Here is a 15646-nt window from a genome sequence, read left to right on the forward strand (position 1 = left end):
CCATCCTGTCAGTTGCCCCTGACGCCGTTTCGGGTATCAGGGAAGGTCCAGATTTACTTGGCTGCTTCGGCTTCGCCGGCTGCAGCTTCGGTTGCCTCGGGAGCCTCAGCTGCGGGAGCTTCTGCTGCCGGAGCCTCGGTTGCCGCTGCTTCTTCGGCCTTGCTGCCTTCGAGGAGCTCGCGCTCCCACTCAGCCAGCGGCTCTTCCGGAGCTTCGGTGGTGCCGGTTGCGCGCTGGTTGCGGGCGATGAGGCCCTCAGCTACGGCGTCGGCAACAACGCGGGTAAGCAGGTTGACGGAGCGGATGGCGTCGTCGTTACCCGGGATCGGGAAGTCAACTTCGTCGGGATCGCAGTTGGTGTCCAGGATGGCAACAACGGGGATGTTCAGCTTCTTGGCTTCGTCAACAGCAAGGTGTTCCTTCTTGGTGTCAACAACCCAGAGAACCGAGGGAGCCTTGGTCAGGTTGCGGATACCACCGAGGTTGGACTCAAGCTTGGTGAGTTCACGCTTGAGGAGCAGGAGCTCCTTCTTGGTGTAAGCCGAGCCGGCGACGTCGTCGAAGTTGATCTCTTCGAGTTCCTTCATGCGCTGGATACGCTTGGCAACGGTCTGGAAGTTGGTGAGCATACCGCCCAACCAACGCTGGTTGACGTACGGCTGGCCAACGCGGGTAGCCTGCTCGGCAATTGCTTCCTGAGCCTGCTTCTTGGTGCCAACGAACAAGACGGTGCCGCCGTGGGCGACAGTAGCCTTGACGAACTCGTAAGCGCGGTCGATGTAGGACAGCGACTGCTGAAGGTCAATGATGTAGATGCCGTTGCGCTCCGTGAAGATGAAGCGCTTCATCTTCGGGTTCCAACGACGGGTCTGGTGTCCAAAGTGGACGCCGCTGTCAAGCAGCTGGCGCATAGTTACGACGGGCATGCCGACGCTCCTTCCGGCAGGTCATTCATGAGAGAGCCCATGGGGCTGCTCTTACCCTGCCAATAGTTGACGGTTGTTTAGCCTTTGCCCGGATGGGCGTGGCTCCTGGCATCCATTGCACTTCTCATCCGGCATTGAACCTGAGTTCAGCCGGACCGCAAGAGGCGCAATCCTCCGCAGCACAAAACCATGAAGCTTCGCTGGTGGAGGGCTGGATACGCGTAGTCAGCCTGGGGCCCCCGCATATCTGAATGAGACATGCTCCTGAACAAGCTTGAGGGCACAGCAAACTGCTCCACCAAGTGTACTACAGCCACCCCACCTCTTTGACCGTGGAAACCAGTCGTTGTCCACATACGGCAGCCAAGGCATCGCACCACGGGGCAGGTCCCGGAAAGCTGGTTCCATGACCGTTGCGAAGCTCACTTTGACCACACTTGTTGCCGCCTCCATCTTTGCCGGCACTTCAAGCACTCCTGTTCCGGCCTCGGCATCGTGGAGCTGGCCGCTTTCCCCCAAGCCGTCCGTCCTGCGGACGTTCGACCCGCCGGACAAACCGTGGCTCACCGGGCATCGGGGCGTGGACTTAGGGCCGGCTTCCGACGGCGCCCCGGTCACCGCGCCGTCCGATGGCGTGGTCACCTTTGCCGGCGTCGTGGTCGACCGCCCTGTACTGACAATTAACCAAGGCGGGGGCTTGAGGAGCAGCTTCGAGCCGGTGACCAGCACCCTCAAAGCCGGCGACGCCGTACAAAAGGGCCAAGTCGTCGGCACCCTGGAGGCAGGCCACTGCAGCAGCGCCCCCTGCCTGCATTGGGGCGTGAGGCGCGGCGAGGACTACATGAATCCATTGGGCTTCGTGGAGGACATGCGGCCGTCAATACTGTTGCCACTCGAATGAGACTGTTGCCACTCGAATGAGCCCGTTCCAAACCCCGCCCCGGTCCATGAGACCGAACGTTCTAGACGATGGCCGAGACTCCTGTGATGGCCCGGCCGGTCACCAGGGTGTTGATCTCGTGCGTGCCCTCGTAGGAGTAGATGGCTTCTGCATCAGAGAAGATCTTGGCCATTCCATAGTCCGTGACAATTCCGTTGCCACCCAGGATACTGCGTCCCAAGGCAACGCTTTCGCGCATGCGTGCCGTAGTGAAGGCCTTCGCCAGCGCCGACTGTTCATCCTTGGCCACCCCGGCATCTTCGAGCTGGGCCAGCCGAACCATCATGCCCATGGATGCCACAGTGTTGCCGAGAATCTGGACCAACTGGTTCTGCACCAACTGGAAGGCCGCCAGCGGGCGTCCGAACTGCCGGCGCTCCACGGCATAGCTGCGGGCCACATCGAAGGCAGCCATCTGAAGCCCAACAGCCTGCCATGCGACGGCCAGGCGGGTCACTTTGAGGACCTTGTTGGTATCGCGGAAGCTGTTGCCGTTGGCGAGCTTGAAGAAGTCCGGCACCACCACGTTGTCCAGAATGATGTCCGCATTCTGAACCGTCCGCAGGGAAATCTTGTTCTCGATCTTGCTGGCCGAGTAGCCCGGCAAGGAGGTATCCACCAAGAACGCCTTGACCTGGTTGTCGGCCACGTCTTTGGCGTAGATGACCACCCAGTCGGAGAAGGTGGCGTTGCCTATCCAGCGCTTGGCACCGTTGAGAACCCAGTTGTCTCCGTCGCGCTTGGCGGTGGTCCGCGTTCCGCCCGCCACGTCAGAGCCACCCAGGGGCTCAGTCAGCCCGAAAGCGCCGATCTTCTTCAGGGAGTAGATGTCCGGAAGCCACGCATCCGCCTGCTCCTGCGACGCGAGGGCTTCGATTGAACCCGTGAAGAGGCCGTCGTGGACGCCCATGAACGTTGCAATCGAAGCGTCGGCGCGGGTGACTTCTGCGTGGAGCATGCCGGCAAAGAGGTTCGAGTACCCCTGACGACGAACGGGGCTCACCAGATCCAGCTCGCCCAGCTTGGGAATCAGGTCCATGGGGAATTCGCCGCGGTTCCAGCAATCCACGGCAATGGGCTTGACTTCGCGGGCGAGGAAATCGCGGACCTCCGCCAGACGGTCCTGCTCTTTTGCTGTCAGCATCTGCTCGAAGGCGTAGAAGTCGCCGTCGGCATACGGGAGGTTGGTGGCATCGAATGCAGCGTTGGACATATTCGCTCCTTCAAGGGTGGTCACCTGCGACCACGTCAGATCCGGAAGGGCTGTGCTGACCCCAGGGGCAGCCAGCCAAGTTACCGGCGGGTAGTAAGTTACTGATCAGTAACTTACCGCAGATTCTCCTCTCTTCGCAATGCCGGACTGATCATTCCTGGTCCCAAGCATGGGGTCGATGCAGATGATTCTGTAACGTCTGTAAAGCAACGCAGCACACAAAATTGGGGGATTACAGTGATCGATCCACGCCAAGAGGGGATTCTGGTCCGCAACCGTCACCACGACGGCCTGGACGACAAGACTTCGGAGGTGGAGGGGTACCGCGTCGCGGGGGCGTTCACGTACGTCACCTTCAGTTCGGGAAAGACCTACAGATACTCGTCGGACAGGCTCTTGATCCTTCGAAAGCCTGTACCCGTTCCCCCCAAGAGCCAAGACACATTTTCTGTGCGTGGCAAGGTCCTCGAGGCTGTCACGGAGGTCCTCCGGTTCGAATCACTCCACGGAACCTGGTGGCGGGTTTTTCACAATAGTGATGCAGGACTCGGATATGAAACCTGCCGTGAGGCTGAGATTACTGTCTCCCAGCCGTCCGAGGAAGAAATAAGGGCCCGGGCGGTGCTTGATTATTGGCGCGATGTCGCGTCCAGGCTGAAGGAGGACGATCCCCTACGACGGCAGTACCGGAATTTCACCGGCATCCCCAAGGGAAGCGCCCTGGACGCGCTTCTCCAGCGCCGGCCCCTGGACCTCGCGGACCAGGTGCAACACCATCCGATACTCCCGTTCTCATCAAACATCAGTCAACGCGAGGCTCTCGTGAAGGGCCTCAGCCACCGCATATCGGTGATCGACGGCCCGCCTGGCACGGGAAAGACGGAAACAATATTGAATCTTGTCGCCAACATCGTTGCAGTTCCCGGCCAGCGGGTAGGGATCGTCTCTTTCAACAACGCCGCGGTGGAAAATGTCCGGGACAAACTTGCCGCTGAGGGCTACGGACACATCGTTGCGGATCTCGGTCGCAAGGAGAAGATTGCCGAATTCTTCGCAAGCCAGGAAGCCAGAAACGCCGCGGTTGAAAGATTCGTCGAGGTGCCGCCTGTCGAGGCACCCCCGGCAGAGTATCTGCTCGAACTCGACAGTCGCTTGCAGGCCCTGCAATCGACTGCAAGGCAGCTGGCCCAATGGCAGCAGCAGCTCGACGCCTACCAACTCGAGAGGCGTCATTTCCTGCTCCACCCGGACGCCCCTGGCTTGCCTGCGCTGGAAGGCGTCCCGCTACCGCGTGTTCCGTCCGCTCGGATCCTCGAATTCCTGGCCGAGACCACATTCATGCCGGTCGAATCCGGGGCGCTCCGAAAACTCTTCCGCCGCCTGAGACTTCGACTCCGGTTCGGACCACTCGGGCGAGTCGATCCTCACAACACGGACGTCGTCCTGCGGCTTCAGGGCGCCTACTACGACAACAAGATCAAGGAGTTGGAAGAGCATATCGGTCAAGCGAAGCAGCTGCTGGCACATCAGGACTATGGACGTCTTGAGAAGGAGTATCGGCTGGCTTCCAGGCAGACGCTCAAAGTATCGCTCCATCGCCGCTACGCCCAAATGCGCAGACGGATCCACTCTGAAGCCACGTACAAGTCCGACTTTGCCGCCTTCACCGCCGATTATCCGGTAATTCTGAGCACCTGCCACTCCTTGCGACGAAATGTTCCCACCGGACAGCTCCTCGACTTTCTGATCATTGACGAGGCCTCCCAAGTTGATCTGCTTGCAGCCGGACTGGCACTCTCCCGCACCAGGCACGTCATTGTGGTCGGTGACCTTCAGCAACTTCAGCACATCGCCGACGAGAGTGCGTCGAGAAACTCGATCAAAGCCCCGTCTGCCAGCGTGGACTACAAGAAGCACAACATTCTCTCCTCAATCATCGAGCAGTTAGGCGACGGCCTCCCCCGGACCATGCTTCGGGAGCATTACCGATGCGATCCGGCCATCATCGAATTCTGCAACAGGAAGTTCTACGGCGGGAGGTTGGTTCCATACACCTCCAGCGGCTCAGAAGGCCCGCCCCTGGTGGTTGTTCGGACAGCCGAGGGCAACCACATGCGCCAGCACAACAGCGGTGGCCGGACCAACCAGCGTGAAGCTGACGTCATTGCCCAGGAGGTCCTGGGGCGATTCTGCTCAGGCTTCAGCAACGACCAGATCGGCGTGGTGACGCCGTATCGACGACAGGTGGACAAAGTGGCGGAAGCACTTATCCGCAGCATTCAAGCCGATACAGTCCACAAGTTCCAGGGACGGCAGAAGGACGTGATCATCATGAGCACAGTCCTGGACGAGACAATCAGCGGACATCTTGGCGTCAGCTTCGTTGATGACCCGCACCTCGTCAATGTTGCCGTCTCCCGTGCAGTGAAGCGGTTCGTGCTGGTCACCAACAACGACATGCTGCCAAAAAGCCGGCACCTCCGGGACCTTGTGCATTTTATTCGCTACAGGAGTCCGGAGGATGGCGTTTTCGACAGCAACGTCCTGTCCGTCTTCGACCTCCTGTACAGGGATTATTCAGCGCTGTTACGGCCTTTGGCAGCCAGACTCCGGCGCGGCTCCACGTTCACGTCGGAGAACATCATATGGACTCTCCTGTTGGAGGTCCTCGAGGAGGAGCCGTTCTCGGACTTAGCTGTGGCGCCGCAGGTCATGCTGAAGAATTTGCTCCGCGATACTACGGCCCTGACGTCCGCCCAAGCATCTTTCGTGGAGAACCGGGCGAGCCTGGATTTCGTCGTCTACAACCGCGTCACCAACTTGCCGGTTTTGGTGGTCGAGGTTGACGGCTTTGCTTTCCACGAAAACAATCCGGCGCAACAGGTCCGGGATGACCTCAAAGACGCCATCTGCCGTGCCCAAGGGCTTAGGCTTCTGCGTTTGCCAACAACGGGAAGTGGAGAGGAAACCCGCTTACGCTCCGCCCTCTCAGCGGCCATGGCCTGACTTCATGACAAAAGAGCCGTGGCCGACGAAGATGAATCGTCTGCCACGGCTCCCACGTGAAATGTAGGGCTACTCGGACTTGAACCGAGGACCTTAGGATTATGAGTCCCGCGCTCTAACCAGCTGAGCTATAGCCCCGTGAAGCCAGGAAAAGCCACCGCAAAGCAGCAGTTCCGGGCAAAGCACTCCAGCAATTCTAATAGGTGCCGGGGAGTGCTTTTGTCACACCACCAGATCCTCGTAGGAAGCGCCCCGGTAGAGGTCCTCGAAGGTCTGGAGGGTGCCGTTGATGCTGTGCGGCTCCACCATCTCGCGACTGAGCTTACCCATGGCCTGAAGTTCGTCCTGGGGAAGCTCCACCAGCTTGGTGATCTTGGCTGCGAGCTCGTTGCTGTCGTTGGGGGTGAAAAGGTATCCGTTCTCCCCGTCACGAACCAGGTGCGGCAGCGCCATGGCGTTGGCCAGCAGCACAGGCGTGGAGGCAGACATGGCTTCCAAAGTCACCAAGGACTGGAGTTCAGCCGTTCCGGGCATGCAGAAGATATCGGCCCTAATGTAGGCCTCCCGGAGGTCTTCATCACTTGCCAGTCCGAGGAACCTCACCCGGTCCCCCAAACCAAGTTTGGCAACCTGTGCTTCAAGGGCAGGACGGACTTCGCCGCCACCCACAATTTCCAGGTTGACGTTCAGTTCGCGCGGGGTCTTGGCCACGGCGTCGATCAGCACGTTGATGTGCTTCTCTTCGGCAAGACGGCCCACAAACAGGACGGTTGGGTTGGCGTGCGGCTCGATGACTTCACCGGGCTGCAACTCATAAGCGGAGGAGTCGATTCCGTTGGAAAGGGGCAGTACCTTACGCAGGAAAGCGTGCTGGTGCATGGCCTTTGCAGCCAGCGGGGTGGGCGTGGTGACCACGTCCGCCTGGCCCATGACCTTGCCCATGTCCTTCCATGAAATCCGGCCAACAATGTCCTTGAACCACTGCGGGAACGGAAGGAACGGGTTGAGGTTCTCCGGCATGAAGTGGTTGGTGGCAACAATCCGGATGCCGCGCTTAACAGCCTCGTAGAGGACGTGCTCGCCGATCATGTAGTGGCTCTGAATGTGGACGACGTCCGGCTGGACTTTGTCGAAAAGAAGGCTGATTTCCTTCTTGATTTCCCATGGGAAGCAAATTCGGAAGTACTCGTGGGTGAAGACGCCGTGGGAGCGCAGCCGGTGAACTGTGGCTTCGTCGCGGAATTCGGTGTAGCTCTTGCCCGTGTCCGGACGGCAGGCCAACACGTGCACGTTGTGCCCACGTGCCGTCATCCCCTTGGCCAGGCGGTAGCCGAACTGGGCGGCACCGTTGACGTGCGGCGGGTAGGTATCCGCGGCAATCAGTATGGTGAGGGGCTTGGTGGTGTCGGGAATGGTCACGTGGAGAACTCCTGATGGTCACGGTGCGGACAGCACTGCTTGTGGCAATGCTGCGGTGTCGCCGGGTTGCCGCCCGCCAATGCGGTGGCGCAAGGTCAAGCTTTGCCTTGGGCCTTCCGGCCGGCAGCCGCCTTCGCGTCCTTCTTGCGTTTGGTGACTTCCGGATGGTGCCGGCTCAGGGCAATAACCCCCACGATAGCAAGCGTAGCGGCCGCGGCCATGGCGATCGCCATCACGGCGTGGACATCGGGACGAAGCTCACCCAGAATCACAATGCCGATTGCGATGCCCACCATGGGGTCGATCACGGTCAAGCCTGCGATGACCAGGTCCGGTGGCCCTCCGGAATAGGCGCTCTGGACGAACCAGGAGCCCAGTCCCCCGGCGGCCGCAATTGCTACCAGGGTGTACCACTGGACGTTGAGCAGGAACAGTCCATTGGGATCCAGCAGGTGCTTGCCGATAATGCGGGTCAGGACGGCAACGAACCCGAACAGGACACCGGCCCCCAAAATGTAAATGAAGGCGCTCATCCGGTGTTTGAACAGAACGGCCAGTGTTCCGAAAATGCCCACGGCAAGAGCCAGCAGGAGAACAATGGTCAACTCGTCGTCGCTGTTGACGTGGTGGTTTTCCTGCGTGACGTTGACGGCAAGGAGCACGAACAACGCCGAACCCGTAACGCAGGCGCTGATGGCCACAACGGTTGCCCGGTTAATGCTCAGGCCCTGGTCCTTGGCATTGACTATGGTGGTGATGACCAGCGCAATGGCGCCAATCGGCTGCACCACCGTCAGTGGTGCTGACACCAGGGCGATGGCATTCATCACCATCCCCAGAGCGAGGAACAGCAGTCCGAGCATCCAGCGGGGATTGCGCAGGAGCCGCAGGAATCCGTTTGAGCTCAGCGCCAGGCCACCGGTATCTGCCTTCACGGCGCTGCCCTGCCGCTGGGCGCCGATGGCGAGGAAGAAGGCACCCAGTACCGCAAGAAAAACCGCCAGCCAGACCATCAGCCTCGTCCGCCGTCGTCGGTTTTCAATTCTTTTCCTTTGCGCAGGATGGCCCAGTAGTAGTTATACGCCGCAATCCAGTGGCCGATCAGGCCGAGGCCCAGGAACGTCCAAGCGGCCACGAAGTAGACCTCGGTGAAAGCAATGGGCAGTTTGGACAGGATAAGCAAGGGCGTACCGACCAGCAGCAACGCTGTGCGGATCTTTCCTATGACGCTGACCGGAAGGTCCGGATGACTCCGGAAGTAGACCAGGGATGCGATGGCCAGAACGGCGTCCGGGACCAGCAGCGCGGCCAGGTACCACCACTGCACGACGCCGGCAATCACCAGGGTGAAGGCGACGGCCAGCAATGCGGCGCGGTCGGCCATGGGATCGAGGATGCGGCCAAGCTTTGAGGTCTGGTTGAAGCGTCTGGCAATGTAGCCGTCCACCCAGTCCGTGCTGCCCATGATGACGAGCACCAGGACAGCAAAACCGTATTCCTGTTCGGCAAGGACCAGCCAGACGAACAGCGGCACGCCCATGAAGCGCAGAACTGTGAGGATATTGGGGACAGTGAAGATGAGGTCGTGATCAACCTGCGGCCGGTCGGGGTGCGACCCAGCTCCGATCAATCTCATCCTGTCCCCCCTTCCTCGTCTTCAGTGTTGATGGCGCCGCCGGTTGCTACTTCTTCAGCAGCTTCCGCAGCGCAACAACGAAGACCACCGCAGCCGTGGCAAACGCAGCCAGGTCCTTCCACCGGGCGGCAAGCCGTTCGGTGAGGCTCTCAGGTACGGAGTCTCCAAGGTCTGCAAACTTCGCTGCAGCGAATTCCTTGCTCTCCTGGAACTTTCCGTTGGCGGTGTGGAGCAACGCCTGGCCTTGCTTCTTGACGTCCAGCTGCTCACCGAGCTCGTCACGAACGCCGGTGAGGTGTTCACGGCGGCGCTTCAGGCGGGAGCGAAGCTCAGCTTCGGTGGGCGCCTTGACGGCGTCGGCTTCCTTGGCCGCTTCCTTTGCAGCTTTCTCAGCCTTGGCCTTCTCAGCGGCCGCGTCCTTTTCGGCCTTGGCTGCCTTGGCTGCCGGCGAGTTCGGATCGAGGATTGATTCATCGAAGTCCGAGCCTTCCTTGGCGATCCCAAGATCATGCTTGATGCCCCGGATGGTGTCCTCGGGGACCAAAGGCATTGCCTTCTTGAATTTGGCTATTCCTATCAAGCTGGCTATTGCCACAATCACCAGGAAGAACGCAGCAACGATCAGCGCAGCCAGCCAGCCGGGCATGATGGTAGCCAAACCGAGGATGGCCGCAACCACGAGCGCAATGACCAGGAGCGCCAGGAAGACGAGGGCTACTCCGAAGAAGGCGCCCGCGATTCCCACCTGCGTGGCTTTTCGCTTGAGCTCTACCTTCGCCAGGGCGATTTCGTCGTTGAGTTGCCTCGGAGCCAGCCTTGCTACGAGCTTGAGGGTCTTCGGCAAAGTACGAATGGCTGGTCCTTGACTGGGCCGGCCGGTGTGACGTCCACTCATGGGTTCCGCCTAACTGCTTCCTCTGGGCATCGTGTAGGGCGAACGCAGCGTAAAACCATTGCCGCGGACACCTGTCCTCAAAGCTATCATTCAGGTTCCTGCTGAACTTTCGCCGATGACGCCGTGGCGCGTCCGTCATGCAGCAATAAATATGATCCGGGCCATAGGATTGATGATCGTGACCTCTCCCATTGCTCCGGGCGATTCTCTGAGCCGACGCGAAAAACTTGTCTACATTCTCCTGCTGGGTGCCCTGACCGCGCTCGGTCCTTTCACCATCGACCTCTATCTTCCGGCGTTTCCCGCTTTGGAAGAGAGTTTTGATGTTTCCGCGGCGGCAATTCAGCTCACGTTGACAGGTACAACCGTAGGCTTCGGGCTCGGCCAACTGCTGGTGGGACCATTCAGCGACAAGGTGGGACGCCGGCTTCCCCTCATTCTGGCCACGGCCGTCCACATCGGATCCTCGCTCGGTGCGGCGCTGGCCACCGACATCGGGATGCTGTCCTTGTTCCGCGTACTCATGGGAATCGGTGCTGCAGGAGGCGGCGTCGTGGCCATGGCCATGGTCCGGGATCTCTTCCACGGCTACTCCATGGTGCGGATGTTCTCACGGATGTCACTGGTTAACGGACTTGCTCCCATCCTTGCGCCGGTGATCGGATCGCAACTGTTGCTGGCCTTCCCGTGGCCGGGCATCTTCTACTTCCTGGCCGCATATGGACTGATGGTCATCCTTGCCTCGATCTTCTTTATCCGGGAAACACTTCCGGCTGAGCAGCGCGGAAAATCCACCGTCACAGTGGGACAGCGCTACAAGTCCGTCCTGACTGACAGAATTTTTGTGGGCATGGTGCTTGTGGGAAGCCTGAACTTCGGTGGACTGTTCGCTTATCTCTCAGCTTCCACATTTCTTTTCCAGAACGTGTACGGCTTTTCGCCTCAGGAATACGGCATCCTGTTCGGCATCAACTCTTTGGGCATTGTGGCCGGCGTGCAGATCAGCGCACGCTTGATCAGGAGGGTGGCTCCGCAATGGATCGTGGCCGGGGCGACTGTTTTCATGCTGTTCACCGCCCTCCTGATCGTGGTGCTTGACCTGCTCCATGTAGGCCTGTTGGGCATCCTCATCCCGTTGTGGTTCTACATTTGCGCCACCGGCTTCATGTTCCCGTGCGTTCAGGTCCTGTCCCTGGCCAACCATGGTGCGCAAGCTGGAACCGCTGCATCCCTTCTGGGCGCCTCCCAGTTCATGATGGCCGGTATTGTCCCGCCTGTTGTCGGGTGGCTGGGCGTCAGCTCCGCCGTCCCCATGGGCGCCGTTATGGCCGCGTGCATCACGGGCGCCATTGCCGCGCTATGGCTGGTTGTTCGGCCGCGCTCCGTCCCGTCCATTCATTAGAACGGGCATTCATGGAGAAGCGGCCCGTAGGCTGTGACCATGACTAATAAACCGCACCGCAACGGACGGGGCCTCTTCCTCGGTGCCTTGCTTGGCGCCGTCGCCGGTGCACTTCTTGGCCGCGCCGCCGGCAGCGCGCTTTTTGGCGCCATTTTAGGCGCCGTGATAGGTGCCGCCGTGCTGTACCGGGTGAATCCCGGCCCCTGGAAAAAGGACTAGGCCAAGCCGCAAGCGGGACCAGCCGGCTTCCACGGGCGACCCGCCGACGTCAGGAAGTACTAAACCCTCCCCTAACTGCCTACCGCAGGGCAGAATGGTGGCCAGCCGGGGTTACCGGTGCTTGAACCGGTGAAGGGGACATCACATGAGCACGGCTGTTGTTTTTCGGGGCAGTGCGCGCGGCCTGGCAACACTGCGGAAGCTACCGGTGACCATGGCCCTTGTGGTGCTCCTCTGGGTGTTGGGGGCCGTCTCCGGCAGCCTTGCCAATGGTCCCGGCCAAGACCTCTTGGACCAAGTGGGCCTTGGTTTGGCAGTGGAACCAGGACCGTGGTGGTCAATCTTCACCTCGGCATTCTTTGCCTCTTCCTTGCTCGACTACGTGGCTTGTACTGCGGCGATCCTGGTGGGCGTGGGAATCGCCGAACGCGTGATGGGTCCCTGGCTGGCCCTGGCTGCCTTCGTTGCCGGTTCGGCGCTGAGCGCCTTGGTTCTTGTGGTACTCGTAACCTTCGGAACCGATGCCAGCGACCAATGGCTCAGTTTCCTGGGCGGCGAGTACGTAGTGGGTGCCTATGGTGGCGCTGCTGCGGCGTTGGGGTGCTCGACGGCGGCACTTGAGGCACTGTGGCGCCGGCGCCTGCGGACGTGGTTGCTGGCCGCCACGCTCATGTTTGCCTTGTTTGTTGGAGTGGCCCAAACCCTGCAGGCTTTGGCCGGAGCTGTGATCGGCATCCTGGCGGGCTGGGCCGTCCAATCGCTGGTCCTGCGACGCCGGGCGGGATCGCTGCACTCTTCAAGCCTTCGCGAAACACGTTTCCTGGTAGGCACGGTGGTGGGTGTCTTCGCGGTGGGACCTTTGCTGACGCAACTGACCGGCACGTGGGAAGTCGGCCCCCTGTCCGTGGTTTCCGAGGTCATGCTCCAAGCCAGCCCCGATGCAGACGAGGTACAGGAAGCCTGCAATAACGACACCAACTGTGTCACCCTGCAGAGCGTCGTAGGCGTCCAAAGCTTTGGTGCGGCCATCCTGACGTTGATTCCCGTGCTGCTGTTGCTTGTCTGCGCCGAGGGACTGAGGCGCGGCCGGCAGTTGGCTTACCGGCTGACGCTTGTTATCCAGGTGTATCTGGCCGCCGTAACCGTCCTGTCCATCCTTCAGTACGCTACTGATCCGGACGTCACCTTGGGCGATGACGACTTCGCGTACCTTCTGCTGTACGCGGTCCCTGCAGTGCTTGCCCCCGTCATCATCGTGGCGCTGCTGTTGGTAAACCGGCATAAATTCCGGGTCGAATCCAGCGACGCCAGCTACCGGATGCTTGGCCGGACCTCGCTCATCCTCGCAGTGGCTGCCATTGTCTTCTATGTGATTTTTTGGTTCATCGAAGGCAACCCCGGACGCTCTACGCTGATGGACCTTGCCGGGCAGCTGACCCACATCCTGGTTCCTTTCCCCGTCCCCTTCGTGGTGGCCCTGCCCCAAGGTCTTTTGAGCACTGTGCTCTACGGCCTCGGCGGGGACATCATCTGGCTCTGCATTCTGGTGCTTGTACTCAACAATTTCCGGCGGTTCCGGACCATGGCCACCGATCCGGCAGCGGACCTGGGCCACACCAGGGAGCTGTTGCATGATGGCGGCGGCACGTTGTCCTGGATGGCTCTGTGGGACAACAACCAGTACTGGTTCACGCCCGACAGGAAAGCTGGAGTTGCCTATCAGGTTCACAACGGGGTGGCCCTCACCGTGGCCGGCCCGTTTGGGGCCAGTGAACACCACAGCGAGGCTGCCACGGGTTTCGTCAAGCACTGCGCCAACCTGGGCCTGATCCCGTGCTTCTATTCAGCCACAGCAGAGCTCGATGGCCCACTCCTTCCCCACGGCTTCAGGAAACTGGAAGTGGCCGAAGAGACACTCCTCAACGTCCAAGCCATGACCTTCAAGGGTAAGGAATGGCAGAACGTGCGGACCGCCCTGAACCGCGCGGACAAGCTCTCCATCAAGGATCACTGGTACCCCTACCCTCAGATGCCACCGGGAATCAGGGCCCAGCTGGCGGAGATCTCCGAAGAATGGGTGGCTGACAAAGCACTTCCTGAGATGGGCTTCACCTTGGGCGGCCTGAACGAACTCAAAGATCCCGAGGTGCTCTGCTGTGTAGCCGTGGATGACGACGGATTGGTCCATGGCATCACCAGCTGGCTGCCCGTCTTCAACAATGGGTCCATCTCAGGATGGACCTTGGACTTCATGCGCCGCCGCACCACGGGTTTCAAGGGGGTCATGGAGTTTCTCATCGCATCGGCCGTAACTCACTTCAAAGAGGAAGTACCCCAAATCTCCTTATCCGGCTCGCCCTTGGCCAACACAGGATCCGACACTGGCGAGGGAGACCACAGCACTTTGGACCGCGTGCTCGCCCTTCTGGGGAACGCCTTGGAACCGATGTACGGTTTCAAGTCGTTGGCCGCTTTCAAATCAAGGTTCCAACCTGAGCACCGGACCTTGTACATGTACTACCAAGATCCGTTGGCCTTGCCGTCCATTGGCATCGCAGTGGGTTCGGCCTACTTGCCGGGCCTCTCCCCCACGCAAAGCGCCGGGCTGTTGCGGCAAATGGTAGCCAAGGAGCCGGCCGCATGACGCTGCAGCGGACGTCCCGTTCATGAACGAGCTCCTGAAACTTGAGATCAGCGGCCCTGGTGTAATGACGATCGCCGGAGTGATCGGCGTCGGGTTCTTCCTGCTGCTGTTCCTCCGGCCGTCAGCCCGCTGGGCCCTCACCGCCATCACGGCGATCGTCGCGGCAGTCCTGTTCGGTTGGTTGACCGTGTGGCTCGTGGAGGACGTCCTGGACGTCTTCCACGTGGGCCTGACACCGCGCGTGTGGTTCTGGGCCCTGGCCTGCTTCGCCGCCTTGGGTCTTGCAGTGGTCAGCTTCCGCCATAGCCGGCAGTGGCGGAAGGTGGTGGCTGCGGTATCCATTCCGGTGTTCCTCGTAGTGGCTGCCCTGGGCATCAACACGGAATTCGGGCTGAACAAGACGTTGGGCTCGGCATTGGGAATCTCCACCGAGGGCGCCATTCAACTGGCCAAGCCGGACCCCGAGGCCTCCATTCCGGCAGGTCCCCTGTGGCAAAGCTGGAAGCCGCCGGCAGATCAGCCGGCAAAGGGAGACGCCGGCACCCAGGTCATTCCAGCCACCGCATCCGGTTTCAATGCCAGGCCTGCGGGCATCTACTTGCCCCCCGCCGCCTTGACGGCACATCCGCCCAAGCTCCCCTTGTTCGTCCTCATGATGGGCCAACCCGGACTCCCCGATCCGCAATACGTTTCCGCTGCCCTGGATGAATTCGCGGCGAAGAACAATGGTTTGGCGCCCATTGCGATCGTCGCAGACCAGATCGGCCCGGACCAGGACGACACCCTGTGCCTGGACACCGCCAAATACGGCAACGTGGAGAAGTACATCAACGAGGACGTTGTCAACTGGGCCAAAGCCAACTTGAACATTCTTCCTGATCGCGAACACTGGACAATTGCGGGGTACTCCAACGGCGGCCAGTGTGCCATTTCCTTCGCGCTTAAATATCCGCAGATGTGGGGCAACGTTGTGGACATCTCAGGCGAGGAATTCCCGGGCGCAGAGGATCCGGCCGGCAACCTGGCAACCATCTTCGATGGCAACCAAGCAGCCTACGACGCCCAAAAGCCCATCAACATCATGAAGGGCAAGCAGTTCCCCAACACAACGGCAGTATTTACGGTGGGCTCGGACGACACCACCTATGTTGCGGCCGCCAAGGCAGTCTCCGCAGCCGCCCGGGATGCGGGAATGACGGTGACGTACTACGAAGTGCCCAACGGCGGTCACGTTGGCCTTGCACTGAACGCCGGACTGACCAAAGGTTTCGAAGTCCTCTATCCCAGGCTGGGCCTGTCCCGGTAGCACCTCCCCTTTTGCAGGCCCCTTACCGGCGATAAAGTTG

The 15646-nt window shown here is 60.5% G+C and carries 12 protein-coding genes and 1 tRNA gene; 6 read left to right on the forward strand and 7 right to left on the reverse strand.

Annotated features, from left to right (window positions below):
* Positions 1–53 precede the first annotated feature (53 nt).
* Positions 54–926 carry a 30S ribosomal protein S2 gene (rpsB, locus tag BACI9J_RS14395; protein ID WP_017199410.1) on the reverse strand — a complete coding sequence of 291 codons (873 nt, stop codon included), beginning with the start codon at positions 924–926 and terminating at the stop codon, positions 54–56.
* A gap of 406 nt (positions 927–1332) precedes the next feature.
* On the opposite strand from rpsB, the gene BACI9J_RS14400 reads away from it, so the two are divergent.
* Positions 1333–1827, forward strand: a complete 495-nt coding sequence (locus BACI9J_RS14400) for a M23 family metallopeptidase (protein WP_159734975.1) — start codon at positions 1333–1335, stop codon at positions 1825–1827.
* 61 nt (positions 1828–1888) lie between these two features.
* Here BACI9J_RS14400 and BACI9J_RS14405 read toward each other — a convergent pair whose 3' ends face one another.
* Positions 1889–3079, reverse strand: coding sequence for an acyl-CoA dehydrogenase family protein (locus tag BACI9J_RS14405; protein WP_159734976.1), 1191 nt, complete (start codon positions 3077–3079; stop codon positions 1889–1891).
* 237 nt (positions 3080–3316) lie between these two features.
* On the opposite strand from BACI9J_RS14405, the gene BACI9J_RS14410 reads away from it, so the two are divergent.
* The gene (locus tag BACI9J_RS14410; RefSeq protein ID WP_159734977.1) at positions 3317–6085 is read left to right on the forward strand and encodes an AAA domain-containing protein; all 2769 of its coding nucleotides are present in this window, start codon (positions 3317–3319) and stop codon (positions 6083–6085) included.
* Positions 6086–6149: 64 nt separating this feature from the next.
* Here the strand turns inward: BACI9J_RS14410 and BACI9J_RS14415 are convergent.
* The 5 genes from BACI9J_RS14415 to BACI9J_RS14435 form a co-directional block, all read right to left on the reverse strand.
* Positions 6150–6223 (reverse strand) — tRNA-Ile (locus tag BACI9J_RS14415).
* Between the two features lie 84 nt (positions 6224–6307).
* Positions 6308–7504: a glycosyltransferase gene (locus BACI9J_RS14420; protein ID WP_159734978.1), complete on the reverse strand. Its 1197-nt coding sequence runs from the start codon at positions 7502–7504 to the stop codon at positions 6308–6310.
* Positions 7505–7599: 95 nt separating this feature from the next.
* The gene (locus BACI9J_RS14425; protein ID WP_159734979.1) at positions 7600–8517 is read right to left on the reverse strand and encodes a DMT family transporter; all 918 of its coding nucleotides are present in this window, start codon (positions 8515–8517) and stop codon (positions 7600–7602) included.
* Positions 8517–9140 carry a CDP-alcohol phosphatidyltransferase family protein gene (locus BACI9J_RS14430; protein WP_159734980.1) on the reverse strand — a complete coding sequence of 208 codons (624 nt, stop codon included), beginning with the start codon at positions 9138–9140 and terminating at the stop codon, positions 8517–8519. Before BACI9J_RS14430 ends, BACI9J_RS14425 begins: the two co-directional genes overlap by 1 nt.
* 46 nt (positions 9141–9186) lie before the next feature.
* The gene (locus BACI9J_RS14435) at positions 9187–10035 is read right to left on the reverse strand and encodes a phage holin family protein (protein WP_159734981.1); all 849 of its coding nucleotides are present in this window, start codon (positions 10033–10035) and stop codon (positions 9187–9189) included.
* 172 nt (positions 10036–10207) lie between these two features.
* Here BACI9J_RS14435 and BACI9J_RS14440 point away from each other — a divergent pair, with 172 nt between their 5' ends.
* The 4 genes from BACI9J_RS14440 to BACI9J_RS14455 all read left to right on the forward strand — a co-directional run bounded on the left by BACI9J_RS14440 (position 10208) and on the right by BACI9J_RS14455 (position 15606).
* Entirely contained in the window at positions 10208–11437 is a 1230-nt protein-coding gene (locus BACI9J_RS14440) for a multidrug effflux MFS transporter (protein WP_159734982.1), read from the forward strand.
* Positions 11438–11476: 39 nt separating this feature from the next.
* Positions 11477–11656, forward strand: coding sequence for a glycine zipper domain-containing protein (locus BACI9J_RS14445; RefSeq protein WP_159734983.1), 180 nt, complete (start codon positions 11477–11479; stop codon positions 11654–11656).
* A gap of 145 nt (positions 11657–11801) precedes the next feature.
* On the forward strand, positions 11802–14300 hold the full coding sequence (locus BACI9J_RS14450; protein WP_159734984.1) for a bifunctional lysylphosphatidylglycerol flippase/synthetase MprF: 2499 nt from the start codon (positions 11802–11804) through the stop codon (positions 14298–14300).
* A gap of 22 nt (positions 14301–14322) precedes the next feature.
* Complete coding sequence (locus BACI9J_RS14455) at positions 14323–15606, forward strand: alpha/beta hydrolase (protein ID WP_159734985.1); 1284 nt, start codon at positions 14323–14325, stop codon at positions 15604–15606.
* The last annotated feature ends 40 nt before the right edge of the window (positions 15607–15646 follow it).

Source organism: Arthrobacter sp. 9V, from assembly GCF_902506065.1.
Lineage (GTDB): Bacteria > Actinomycetota > Actinomycetes > Actinomycetales > Micrococcaceae > Arthrobacter.

Bases quoted from the DNA above. Each gene is read 5' to 3' on its own strand.
- rpsB (WP_017199410.1), bottom strand. From the start codon at position 926: ATGCCCGTCGTAACTATGCGCCAGCTGCTTGACAGCGGCGTCCACTTT.
- BACI9J_RS14430 (WP_159734980.1), bottom strand. From the start codon at position 9,140: ATGAGATTGATCGGAGCTGGGTCGCACCCCGACCGGCCGCAGGTTGAT.
- BACI9J_RS14435 (WP_159734981.1), bottom strand. From the start codon at position 10,035: ATGAGTGGACGTCACACCGGCCGGCCCAGTCAAGGACCAGCCATTCGT.
- BACI9J_RS14445 (WP_159734983.1), top strand. From the start codon at position 11,477: ATGACTAATAAACCGCACCGCAACGGACGGGGCCTCTTCCTCGGTGCC.
- BACI9J_RS14405 (WP_159734976.1), bottom strand. From the start codon at position 3,079: ATGTCCAACGCTGCATTCGATGCCACCAACCTCCCGTATGCCGACGGC.
- BACI9J_RS14455 (WP_159734985.1), top strand. From the start codon at position 14,323: ATGAACGAGCTCCTGAAACTTGAGATCAGCGGCCCTGGTGTAATGACG.
- BACI9J_RS14440 (WP_159734982.1), top strand. From the start codon at position 10,208: ATGATCGTGACCTCTCCCATTGCTCCGGGCGATTCTCTGAGCCGACGC.
- BACI9J_RS14400 (WP_159734975.1), top strand. From the start codon at position 1,333: ATGACCGTTGCGAAGCTCACTTTGACCACACTTGTTGCCGCCTCCATC.
- BACI9J_RS14425 (WP_159734979.1), bottom strand. From the start codon at position 8,517: ATGGTCTGGCTGGCGGTTTTTCTTGCGGTACTGGGTGCCTTCTTCCTC.
- BACI9J_RS14450 (WP_159734984.1), top strand. From the start codon at position 11,802: ATGAGCACGGCTGTTGTTTTTCGGGGCAGTGCGCGCGGCCTGGCAACA.